Below are 11,664 nucleotides of genomic sequence, written 5' to 3'. Positions count from 1 at the left end.
TGCGCCAACTCGGCCTCGAATCCGCCTTCGAGGTCCAGCGCCCCGCAGACCTCCGCCAGCAGGACGAGCGCGGGCACCGCCCAGCCCGACGGCGGGAACCGGTCGACGTCGGCGACGCAGCCGAGGAACAGGTCCGCCCCCTCGGCGTGCTGCCCGGTCTCGCACAGGGCGAGGGCCATCCCGGCCCGCCAGACGGGGAAGAAGGCGTGGCGCTCGACGTCGCCGGCCAGGTCGGAGGTGAACAGCTCGGCCAGTCGGCCCTGTTGGCGCAGCAGCCAGTAGGCCTGGCCGAGCCGGGTCTGTGTCAGGTTGTCCGCCGGTACGGCGTAGTCGGCGCGGAGGAGTTCGATGAACTTCAGGGACTCCACGAAGATCCACTCGGCGGCGGCGTCGAACCGGCCGTGCCACAGGTCGAGCAGGGCGTCGAGGGTGTGGCGCTGCCAGAGGGCCAGGGCGCTGTGGGTGTCCGCCGCGTGCTTGCGGTACTGGTTGGCGGTGGCCAGGGCGCTGAAGATCCTGCCGTTGCGCAACTGGTCGATGGCGACGGCCATGAGCGCCTCACCGCGGAAGTACGCCGAGTCGTGCCGGGCCGCGGCCTCGCGCAGTCGCTCGGAGAGGTCCAGCGACTCGGGAGCGCTCATGAAGTCGTAGCGTGCCCAGCGGCATTCGGTGAGGACCTCGCAGCGCACCTCGTCGTCGCCGTCCTCGGGTAATCGGCGCAGCGTGTCCTCGGCGAGCCGGGCGCCCTCGGCGGGACCGGCGAGCCCCGCCGCGGTGTCCTGACTGACCGCCAGGGCCATCTTCTTCGCCAGATGGGCTTCGAGCCGCAGCCGCAGCCCCGCGGCCTCGGGGCCGCCGTCGCCCTCCAGCGCGGCCAGGCATCCCTTGATCGACTGGAGTAGCTCACGGTCGACCTGCCCGGGATCGGACCAGCGGCGGGCCAGCCTGATCACGGCCTCGGCCTGCGCCCGCGGGTCCCCGGCGGCGCCGCGATAGGCGGCCGTGTAGTGCCGTTCGGCCTCCCGCATCTCGCCCGCGGCATGGCTGAGATCACCGCGCCGTAACAGCCGCAGGAACTCGGCCCGTTCCTGTCCCGGGGCCGAACGCCCGTCCTTCCCCGGTGACTTGACCAGCCGGACGGTCTCCCCGCGAACGGCCCTCGGCATCGCGTCGGAGCCGGGTGGCGGCGCCAGACCGGCCAACGCCCCCTTGGCGCCCAGCACTTCGTCGCACAGCTGGGCCAACTCCAGGGACGCCCTGCGGCGTCCGTTCTCGACGCGGCTGAGGAAGCTACGGCTGCAGTACACCTTGCCGGCCAGCTCGCTCAGTGACATACCGGCCGCGATGCGGCGCCGGCGTAACTCCGCGCCGAATCCGTCGTACTCGATGGCCATCCCCCCAACAACACGCCGGCCTACCGGTGTTGCCAAATAACCGCTGGCAACACCCGACCCCTGCGGACCGGCACGATTACCGACGAAGCTGTCTGTGCCGGGAGCCTACCGGGCACAGGGGCGTGCCCATTGGCGGAACAGGAGCACTGGTCATGCCTTCGAGCGAACCTGTGGCGTCGACGGGGGTCGATATGCCGGAGGCACTCGACGGCAGCACACTCACCACGAGCTCCGCCCGGGCACCGAAGAGCTGAATGACGACGGGGAATGGGGGGTCCACGGTCCGGGGCGCGCGGGGGGCGCTCCGGACCCCGGATCCCGACGCCTCCTCAAGGGCCGAGCCGGTCGGTCAGAATCCGGCCGCGCGTGCCGCCGCGTACAACTCGGCGGAGAGGTCCTTCAGTTCCTGTGCGTCCCGTGCGGCCCAGGAGAGGTCGACGAGGAATTCGTCGAGGCCGATGCCGTCGTAGGCCATTAGGTCGGTGACGATCTGCTCGATGTCGCCCTGGAAGGGGCGGCGGTCCGGTCCTTCGTGCCGCTTGGCGGTGTAATCCGGGTTGACTCGTACGACGGTCCGCAGCGGGCGGGTGCGGCCGCGTTCGGCGGCGAGGTCCTGCAACTGGCGTCGGCTCTCGGCGACTTGCTCGGGGCCGTCGGCGTACGGGAGCCAGCCGTCGGCGTGGTCGACGAGCCGGCGCATGGCGCGTGGGGAGTTGGCCGGCACCAGGATCGGGATCGGGCGGGCGGGTTTCGGTCCGACCACGGCGGAGGCGATCCTGGTGATCCGGCCGCCCTCGTAGACCACCGGGTCGGGTCCCCATACCGCCCGGCACACCTCGAAGATCTCGTCCATGACCTTGCCGCGTTCGGCGAAGGGGCGTACTGCGGCGGCGGCGTACTCGTCGAGGGACCAGCCGCTGCCGAGGCCGGCGACCACCCGGCCGCCGCTCGCCGCGTCCAACGTGGCCAGGGACTTGGCCAGTTGGAAGGGGATGTGCAGCGGGGCGACGAGAACGGCGGTGCCCAGCTCGGCCCGCTCGGTGGCCGCCGCCGCGAGGGTCAGGGTGACCAGTGGTTCGGCCACGCTCCGGTAGGCGTCGGGCCAGGGCAGGCCGGGGACGCCGTACAGCGGCTGGGTCTGGGGGTCGGGGAACAGGGCGCGTTCGTACACCCAGAGGCTGTCGTATCCGATGGCCTCGGCGGCGCGTGCCACGTCGGGCACGTCCTTGCCGAGGTCGTACTGGCGATTCTGCGGGAGGCCGATTCCGAGCCGGGTCGTCATGCCGATGCGTTCCTCTGTGGTCTGTGGTCGGTTGCGCGATCGAGTCGGTGGTGGGGGTGAAGTGGCCGCTCGTCAGCGGCCGGAGAGCAGGCGCAGCATGGTGGTGTACTCGCCGCGGGCCTCGGCGAACCGCACCGGTTCGACCGCCTTGACGAGGATCTCGTCGGGCTGTTCGCCGGCGCCGAGGATGCTCATGACCTCGTCGAGGAAGGCGTCGAGAGGCATCGCGGTTTCCGAGTCCTCCTGGCCCATCAGTGCGGTGCGCACCGCCGGGGGCACCAGTTCCAGGACCTCGACGCGGGTGTCCGCCAGCTGGACGCGCAGGCTCTCGGTGAAGGAGTGGACGGCGGCCTTGGTGGCGTTGTACGTCGGGGCGATCGGCAGCGGGACGAAGGCCAGCCCGGAGGACACGGTCATGATCGTCGCCCGTGGCCGGGTGGCGAGGTGTTCGGTCAGGGCGGCCACGAGGCGGATGGTGCCCAGGAGGTTGGTGGCGACCGTCGCTTCCACCACGGCGAGGAAATCGGCGTGGTGGAGGTCCTCCGGCAGCATCATGCCGGCCATCGTCACCAGGACATTGAGGTCGGGAAATCGTTGGAGCAGTTGTGCGGTGGCGTCCTGGACCGCGGCCGGGTCGGTGACGTCGAGCACGACGGACTCGATGCCGGGGTGCTGCGAGACGATCTGTTTCAGTCTGTCCTCGCGGCGCCCGGAGACGATGACCCGGTTGCCTGCCGCGTGCAGCCGCAGCGCCAGTCCGAGGCCGATGCCGGAGGTCGCTCCGGCGACGAAGACGGTGTTGCCTGTGGCGTTCAAGGGGTTCCCCACCTGAAGAAGGACACTTGGACCGGGACGGGCCACGGCGGGTGACGCGGGGCCGTAGGCCGACAGGGCCTGGGCCGGGCATCACCCGCCGGGGAGTGGCTCAGTGGTTGTTGACGGCCGAGGCCCAGTCGAAGTTCACGCCCATGTCGGAGTACATCTTGGAGTAGCCGACGAAGCAGTCGAACTTCTGGACCTTGCCGTTCTTCAGGTACCAGAAGTCGGCGGTGGGCGCGTCGACCTTCTGGCCCTTCCCCTTGACGACGCCGCCCGTCGGCGCCTGGAGCTGTCCGTCGAACGTGCCCTGGATCGACAGCTCGATGCTGATCGTGTCGCCGTTCACGGTGATCCGCTTGAGGTCGCGGTGAACGTTGGAGAAGAGGCCCTTCATGTAGGGCAGGACGCTGCCGAGCGCCTTACCCCGGTAGGCGACGCCGGGGACCATGTCGTTGAAGACGCCGTCCTTGGTGAAGCTGTTGACGAAGGTCGGGACGTCGATGTGGCTGCCCTCTGCCACGTAGTAGTCGCGCAGGACGACCGCGAGGTTGGCCTTCTCGTGCTTGGTCAGGTGGCGGTCGGTCAGCGGCAGCTTCGCCAGTTGACGTGCGGTCAGGGTCGGGGCGGCGGTGGCGCTGTGGGCGGTCGCCTTGTCGTGGGCGGGGGTTGCGGCCTGTGACGGCATGGCGGCGATGGAAAGACCACCCAGAACAGCTACCGCGGTCGCGGCGGTGATCGACTTCCGGCTGAGCAGCTTCATGGCGTGTTCCTTCATGTTTGTTCTCGGGATCAGACAGAGACCGCAGCGGTCCCTGTCGCGCTCTTAGTAAATCAAGCGATGGCTTGACTTTATGGAGGGCACCGCAAGCTGTCAAGCCGCTGTTTGAATTGTGTGGTCCCACAGTCCCGCGCAGTCCCCCACGGCCCCGACCTCGCCCTCGGCCCGCGAGGCCGGCCGACCCCTTGACAATGCAGTCAAACAAATGATTGAGTACATGGCGTGATAAGGGTGAAAAAGACGGACCTGCGCCGGGAGGCCGGCCAGCGCACACGGGACGGCCTGCAGTCGGCCGCCCTGGAGTTGCTCGCACAACGGGGCCAGGAGGGCGTGACACTCCGCGAGATCACGGATCGAGCCGGGGCCAACGTCGCAGCGGTGAGCTACCACTTCGGGTCGCTGAAGGCACTGTGCGACGCGGCGATCGAGCACGCGCTGGAACAGTATCTGGACGCCCAGATGGCGGCGATCGACTCCCTCGGCCCCGACGCGACACTTGAGGAAGTGGCCGCGGCGTTCGCCGGGCCGATGATGCGCGCATTCGCGGCCGGCGGGCAAGACCTCGCCGTGATGCGGACCGTGGCACGCATCGGCATCGAGCCGCCCCAGGGGTGGGAACGCCTGACCGGCAAGTTCGACAAGAGCCGCCGGGACGTCCTCCGGGTACTGGCGCCGAACATCCCCGGAGTCGACGAGGAGGAGCTGATCTTCCGCACACGCTGCGCGGCCGGCCTGCTGAACTGGCTCGCCCTGGCACCCATCGGCACCGAACTGGCCACCATGCCCGCCGAGCAGCTTGAGCGGCAGCTGGTCCCGGTGGTGACCGGGGCGTTCCGCGGGAGTGCGGGGTAGCGGCGCCTCTGCTACCCCGCGTGTCCGCAGGTGGACGGTTCACTCGGCCCGGTCGGCCGAGCGGGCCGGCGCCCTTCACCGTGCGCGTCGAGCCGTCGGCCAGGTGCAGGGTGAGGGTGCCGGTGCGCAGGGGCGCAACAGGGGTTCAGGTGTCCCGTCAGTCCAGGAGGGCGATGACTCCCTCGACCACGAGTGCCACCAGGGTGATCCCGAAGGGGACGGCCAGGAGGAACTCCAGTATTCCCGTCGCCTCGGTCTCGCGTACGTCCGCCGGTGCGGACGCGTCCGCCTGGCTGCGTCCTTGCTCCAGCGTCGCGATCACCTTCCGGTGACGGCCGAACGACGGCCAGCGGCTGAACGCCTGGACCGGCACCTTTCGGCCGTCGGCCAGGTCGAGGGAGAGCACGCCTGTCCGGGGTTCCCAGTCGATGCCCGTCAGCGCCTGCCAGGGGATCTCGTAGGTGCAGTAGAGGTTACGGACCATCAGGGCGGAGGCGCTCACGGACGCCGACGGCACCAGTTGCACACGCGCGATCCAGAGAATCACGCACAGCAGGCTGATGATCGCCGAGACCTTCAACACGCTCGGCTCGGACAGCGACCGGACGGCCACGACGGACGCGGCCACGTCAGCCGCGACGACGAGGCCGACCAGCGCCTGACGGTCCCGCCAGGGGGCGATCCGTTCCAGAACCATCGTCATTCCTTCATTCTCTTCCGCCTCTCTTGTTCTCCCCGGGGCCGCTCAGGGCGTCCCGGGGAGAACAAGAGGCCGTCGTGTCCGTCTAGCTGAACCAGCCGCTGACGCCTCGCCAGGCACTGCGCGCCCCGCTCGCGACAGCCCGCCCGGCTCTGCCGGCGTTGCTGGCAATGTAAGTGGCACCTTGCACAGCCTCACCGCTCTTGAGTATCGCGAACACCCCACCCGCCATACCTACGGCAGCCGCGGCACAGCCCAGGCTGATCGGGTCGGCCCCGCAGGTGTCGAGCGCAAGGATGAAGCCGATGCCGGCCGCCACGACCCCTACGGCGGCTGCTGCCGGCGTCGGACCCATACACAGCGCCGCTATGCCCAGGGCCCCGCTCGCGATGCTCATCGAGTTCGCGACATCGTCGCTCAGGAACAAGTGGTCGTCGTCCTCCTCTTCTCCTACCGTGATGTTCTGAGATTTGCTCATGCAGTCCTTGGCACTGCCGCTCTGCAAACACGCGTTGAAGAACGAGATCTGCGCCTTGGCCTGGTCCTCGGACGCCGTTCTGATCCATGCCTTGTACTGCGGTTCGGTGAGCCACCGTGTGCCCTGGTAGCCGAGGTCCTTGGTCATCCAGTCGTAGACGATCTTGGGCAGCTTCTTCGTCTTCACCTTGCCGTTGACGATCGAGCCGTCGCCGACCTGGGTGCCCTTGGTGTAGTCCACCGTGCGGGTCTTCGGGTCGTAGCCCACGGCCTGCTGCGTCTTCTTGTCGCAGTACTTCAGGTCGTACTGGCAGGAGTTGGGACGGGAGCCGATCTCGGTGCCGGCCGGGTCGGCGTAGGTGGCGGGGTTCTGGCCGGCGTAGCTGTAGCCGTTCAGGCTCTGTGGGATCTCCGCCTGGAGCACCGGGTCGACGCTGAGGAACTGGCCGATGACCGGGTCGTACTCGCGTGCGCCGAGGTGGGTGAGGCCCGTTCCGCTGTCGGACGTCTGGCCGAGGAAGCCCTTGTCGTCGGGCCAGGTGCCCTTGCCGCCGGTGCGGCTCTCACCGAACACCGTGGTGTAGCGCTTGGTGAGGGTCTGGGTCGCGTCGGCGGTGATGGCCACGCTGTCGGTGCCCTGCTTGTCCCCGGCGAGCCAGCACAGTTGTGCCGAGCCGCTCTGCGTGCTGCGCAGCGCGACCGTGCTCTCGCCGAGGCCGTAGTACCGGTCGGCCCACTTCTTGCCCGCCTTGAGGTGGACCTCCGTGGAGCCGAGGTACAGCACCGTGTCGCCGGCCGCGTCCCGGCGGATCAGCAGGTTTCCGTCCGCTCCGTAGACGTAGTCCGTGGTGCGGGGGGTGCCGCTGGGGTCCTCGGTCACCTTGGCCAGCCGGCCCTCGTCGTCCCAGGCGAGGGACTGCGTGGCGGAGCCGTCGGGCCGCTTGGTGGTGTTGCCTGCCGCGTCGTAACCGTAGGTCGCGGGGGCGCCGGTGCAGGAGGCGGTGGTGGTGGTCAGCAGGGTGTGCGGCTGGGTGGAGCCGCCCTTGTAGCAGTAGTTGAGCGTGGTGTCGGTGCCGTCGGTGCGGTGCTCCTTCTCGGTCGCGCGCTGTCCGCCGTCGGTGTACGTGTAGCTCGTCCAGTACGGGGCCGGGCCGGCCAGGGCCGAGGCGCTGGGCGTGGCGGAGCAGTCACCGGCGGCGGGTGTCCAGACGTCGGTGACGCGCTGGTAGCCGTCGTAGCCGAGGCACTGGGTGTCGGCCGCGCCGGTGCCGCCGAGGGTGGTGGTGTCGGAGATCTTGGTGACGTTGCCGGCTGTGTCGTAGGAGTAGAAGAGGTTCAGCGCGTCGTAGGCGTGGGCCTGGCCGCGTGCCTCGGTGCGCAGCAGGCGTCCGGTGCCGTCCTGGTAGTCGTGGACGATGTCGACCTTCATGACCCCGGTGGCCTCCGAGACACCGAGGCGCTGGGTGGAGACCTGGGAGAGGTCGGTGTAGGTGGTGCCCAGCACGATGCCCTGTCCGCCGGCGCTGAGGGTGGTGGCGAGCCCCCGGTCGCTGTAGCCGTACTCGACCTTCTCCGCGGCGAGGCCGCCGACCGCCGGTTCGTCGGTGTACTGCAGGGTGCCGTCGATGTTGTAGTAGCTGGAGAAGTCGAGCGTGTTGGAGGGCAGCGCCCCGGAGGAGACCAGGGAGTCGCCCGCGGGCAGCGTCAGCCGGGTGCCGGTGGCGTGGTACTGCTTGTCGTACGCGGTGACGCTCTGGGTGTACGCGGACCCGGTGGTGGTGGCGCCGCCCACGTACCGGGTGGCGGACGCCGCCTGGCCCTTGCCGCCGGTGACCGTGTCGTACTCGGAGTGGGTCAGCTTGTTGGCGTCCGTCTTCTGCGCGGTGAGCACCGTGGCGCTGGTGAGGTCCGCGTTCACGGCGGACTTCCAGGTGTCGGTGACCCGGCCGAGCACGTCGTAGGCGGAGACCACGGCGTGGCCGGTGGCGTCCTTCGTCCAGGACACCTGGTCGAGGGCCGTGTAGCCGGTGGCGGTGGTGCCCTTGTCCGGGTCGCTCGCGGTGATCTGACGGCCGTACAGGTCGTAGGTGTACGACCAGGCGGCGCCGTCCGGGCCGGTGATCGTCTTGTTCTTTCCGTCGGGTGTGAACGTGAACCGGGTGCCGGTGTGGGCCGCCCCGGTGGTGCCGCCGAACTCGGTGTCGGTGGGTGTGGTGCCCGCGTACTGGCGCTCCTCGACCGTGCGTCCCAGGGCGTCGGTGATGGTGCGCTTGGCGGAGCCGCCGGGGATGCCCGTCGTGCTGGTGGAGTCACCCGTGTAGCTGTTGGTGGTCTGCCACTGCTGTACGCCGCCGGTCAGGAACGTGGTGGTGACGGGCCGGCCGGCCGCGTCGTAGCCGGTCTTCGTCAGGCGGGGCGCCTCGCCGTACTCGGCCTGCGTGTACGTCCCCGACGGCGCGGCGGAGTCGTAGACGTCCGCGTAGTTCTCGTCGGCCAGTCCCCGGCTGTCGTAGCGGATGTCGGTGAGGATGCGTCCGCCGGTGGCGCCCGGTGTCTGGGTCTGGATGGTGCGGAGCATCGAGTCGTAGATCTTGTAGCTGGTGGTGTAGGTGTCGCCGTCCGCCTTCAGCGTGCCGGTCGTCGTCCAGGACGGGGCGTCGTTGGTGACGGAGTAGCGGAAGAGGTAACTGGCCTTCTGCCCGCCCGAGTTGCTGCGGTTGGGCAGCCACACGGAGGTGGTACGGCCCAGCGCGTCGTACGCCGACTCGGTGAGGTTGTTGTTGGCGTCGTAGGTCTTGGTCGTCAGGCCGCGCGTCGGGTCGAAGAAGATGTACGTCTTCTGCGACTTGGCGTTGGTGGTCTGGGTGCGGGTCAGCGGTCCGGTCGCCGTGGGCGTGTAGACGACGGTGGTGGGGTTGCCGCCCGCGTCGGTGGTGGTCAGGGAGCGGCCGAGGGTGTCGTAGGTGGTGCGGCCGGTGGTCTGCCAGGACGCCGGGTTGCGCTCACCGCCGGTCGCGGTCGCGGGGTAGCCGCTGGGGCGGCCGGTCCAGGTCGCCTCGCCCTTGGTGGGTGTCTGGGCGGCGCTCCACACGGTGGTGGTGGCGTTGTCGTAGAAGGTGGCCGAGTCGGACAGGACGTCGCCGGCGGTGGCCGCGGTGGCCGGCAGCGACAGGGCGGTCTCCGCGACGGAGCAGGCCCGGCCCACGACCCGGGTCCGGGAGACCAGGGAGTTGATGCCCAGGCTGTCGTTGCGGGCGTACCAGGTGCGGGTGCAGGTCTCGTCGCCCGACTTCGCGGTGTCACCGGTGTCGTCGACCTTGGACACCATGCCGTAGTCGTCGTAGGTGCTGGCGGTGGAGCGGCTGCGCCAGGTGCCGGAGGCCGTCAGGTACGTGGACGTGGTCGACTTGTCGATGCCGACGTAGTAACTCTCGGTGTCGGCGTACGACTTGTGCTGGGTGGCGGTCCGCTTCGACCAGGGGTCGCTGACGGCCACGGTGATCGGCGTGGTGCCGCTGTAGGTGATCTGCTGGCGCAGGAGTCCCGCGAACTGGTCGCTGTCCTTCTGGGCCGGCACGCTCAGGGCGGACACGGGGATGCCGGAGACGCTCACCGAGCGCCGGGCGTCCGGGTCGAGGGTGCCGCCGCTGCCCAGGAGCCGGTCGCCGTCCATGCCCTGGAGGTAGACCGAGGTCACCTTGGAGAGGTTGCCGCCGTTGCCCCTGGTGGAGGTGACGGTGCCGTAGCCGCGCCAGATCGACCAGGTCCGTTCGTCGGCCGGGGCCAGCGGTGAGTCGTTGTAGTGCCAGGCCGGGTCGGCGTAGGTGTAGCTGTTGACCACGTTCTCGTTGTGGCCGGCCGGGTCGCTGGTGACGACGGCGAGCACCCGGTACTTGTGGAACCAGTCGACCGAGGCTTCCGTGGCTCCGTTGATGTGCCAGTACTGGGGGTAGCAGGATTTGGCGTTGTCGTCCTGGTCGGCCGGCATGTTGCTGCCGCGGACGCACTCCTGGCCGGAGAACGTCACGTCGGTGATCGCGCCCGTCTCCGAAGTGACCGTGCGGATACGGGGCTTGGACAGCGGCAGGATGTCGTCCGTCGTCGCGTCGACACGGTTGGGCCGCATGTTGTAGGTGAAGGTGATCGGGGGCAGGGCGAGGTCGGTCCCGGCCTTTCCGGTGCGCACGATGCTCTTGAGCGTCAGCGTCTGGTCCGAGGTGTCACCGATGTCCCCGCCGTCGAGGTACTGCTGGGTCAGCGCCCAGGAGTCGACGGCGGTGAAGCCACTGGTCTCCGCCGACCAGACGAAGGTGTTGATGCCGCTGAGCCGCTTGCGGGTGAAGAACGCCGGACTGGTCGCGTGGCAGTCGGCGCCGGAGGCGCAGATCGCGTCGAAGGGGACGTCGGGCCAGTTGTCCGAGGTGGAGTCCTTCAGCTCCGAGCAGTCCGCCGCCGTGCAGCGCTCCAGATACGTGAACTCGACCTTCGCGGAGGCGACCCCGGAGAACAGGGCGTCGGCCCGCTGTCCGTAGAGGATCTTGCTGAGGTAGCCGCCGCGGTCGTAGGACGCGGTCGCGGTGCTCGCGCCGTTCTTGCCGTAGTGGTTGGACTCCTTGGTGTACCAGTACGACATGGCGTTGTCGTGCGTGTCCTCGACGTAGTCGAGGTTCCAGCGCCAGGCCTGGGTGACGGCGCGGCCCGCGAAGGCGCTGCCCTGGTCGTAGCCGGGCTCGCCCGAGTCGTCGCCGAAGACCGGGGTGGTCCATACCGAGTTGGTGCGCTCGGTGCCGGCGCCCGTCAGTTTGTTCAGGCCGAACACGTAGCGGATGCCGTCGCCGGTGGTGACGGTCCAGTACTCGCCGTTGTTGTCGTCGTTGTCGGCGCCGGTCGACAGGGTGACCGTGGAGGCGTCGTCGTTCTTGAGCCGCCACGCGCCGGTCGTGTCGTCCTTGACCAGCTCGGTGGCCTTGCCGTTGAGCACCAGGCTGGCGTTGTCGTACTTCCAGCACAGGTCGTTCTTGTCGGTCTGGCCGTCCTCGTCGCAGGACCCGTAGGAACGCTCGACATAGGAGTTCGCGGACAGGTCGAAGCCCTCACCGGCCTGGCTGGTCTGGTTGTTGGTGGCGGCCGTCTGTCCGTCCACGGTGGCCGAGCTGTAGCTCAGGGTCAGCGGCGGAGCGGCTCCCGGAGCCGGCGGGACGGCCATCGGATACGACCAGCTGAACGCGCCCGAGGAAGCGCCCGCCTCCCAGGTCGCCGACGGGGACAGCGTGGACGCCTCGAAGGTGCCCGTGCCGGAGGCGGATTCGCCGGACGCGGTCGCGGCCAGGGCCAGCACGGTCGGCGCCGCGCTCGCCAGGGC

General features: G+C 69.4%; 7 protein-coding genes. 1 reads left to right on the top strand and 6 read right to left on the bottom strand.

Translation table 11 applies throughout. The features are described from left to right. The 4 genes from R6V09_RS33400 to R6V09_RS33385 form a co-directional block, all read right to left on the bottom strand. Window positions 1-1,394, bottom strand: a 1,394-nt coding sequence (locus tag R6V09_RS33400; protein WP_317885203.1) for a helix-turn-helix domain-containing protein, incomplete at its 3' end; no start/stop codon positions are given. 349 nt (window positions 1,395-1,743) lie between these two features. Then, entirely contained in the window at window positions 1,744-2,676 is a 933-nt protein-coding gene (locus R6V09_RS33395) for an LLM class F420-dependent oxidoreductase (protein WP_317885202.1), read from the bottom strand. Between the two features lie 72 nt (window positions 2,677-2,748). Further along, a complete protein-coding gene (locus tag R6V09_RS33390; protein WP_317885201.1) occupies window positions 2,749-3,492 on the bottom strand; it encodes an SDR family oxidoreductase in 744 nt (247 codons plus the stop codon). 109 nt (window positions 3,493-3,601) lie between these two features. Beyond that, window positions 3,602-4,255 (bottom strand): nuclear transport factor 2 family protein, encoded by a 654-nt coding sequence (locus R6V09_RS33385; RefSeq protein ID WP_317885200.1) that lies wholly within the window; start codon window positions 4,253-4,255, stop codon window positions 3,602-3,604. A 249-nt stretch (window positions 4,256-4,504) separates the two neighbouring features. Here R6V09_RS33385 and R6V09_RS33380 point away from each other — a divergent pair, with 249 nt between their 5' ends. Continuing rightward, the gene (locus R6V09_RS33380) at window positions 4,505-5,125 is read left to right on the top strand and encodes a TetR/AcrR family transcriptional regulator (protein ID WP_317885199.1); all 621 of its coding nucleotides are present in this window, start codon (window positions 4,505-4,507) and stop codon (window positions 5,123-5,125) included. 157 nt (window positions 5,126-5,282) lie between these two features. On the opposite strand, the gene R6V09_RS33375 is transcribed toward R6V09_RS33380, so the two are convergent. Both R6V09_RS33375 and R6V09_RS33370 read right to left on the bottom strand, forming a co-directional pair. Continuing rightward, window positions 5,283-5,828: a PH domain-containing protein gene (locus R6V09_RS33375; protein WP_317885198.1), complete on the bottom strand. Its 546-nt coding sequence runs from the start codon at window positions 5,826-5,828 to the stop codon at window positions 5,283-5,285. 82 nt (window positions 5,829-5,910) lie between these two features. After that, window positions 5,911-11,640: an RHS repeat domain-containing protein gene (locus tag R6V09_RS33370; protein ID WP_317885197.1), complete on the bottom strand. Its 5,730-nt coding sequence runs from the start codon at window positions 11,638-11,640 to the stop codon at window positions 5,911-5,913. Window positions 11,641-11,664: the final 24 nt, after the last annotated feature.

Origin of the sequence: Streptomyces sp. W16, assembly GCF_033194735.1 — a bacterium.
GTDB lineage: Bacteria > Actinomycetota > Actinomycetes > Streptomycetales > Streptomycetaceae > Streptomyces.
This window is presented reverse-complemented; position numbering and strand designations above follow the sequence as displayed.

Excerpts from the sequence above, each read along its gene's own strand:
- R6V09_RS33395 (WP_317885202.1), bottom strand. The coding sequence starts at position 2,676 with ATGACGACCCGGCTCGGAATCGGCCTCCCGCAGAATCGCCAGTACGAC.
- R6V09_RS33385 (WP_317885200.1), bottom strand. The coding sequence starts at position 4,255 with ATGAAGCTGCTCAGCCGGAAGTCGATCACCGCCGCGACCGCGGTAGCT.
- R6V09_RS33375 (WP_317885198.1), bottom strand. The coding sequence starts at position 5,828 with ATGACGATGGTTCTGGAACGGATCGCCCCCTGGCGGGACCGTCAGGCG.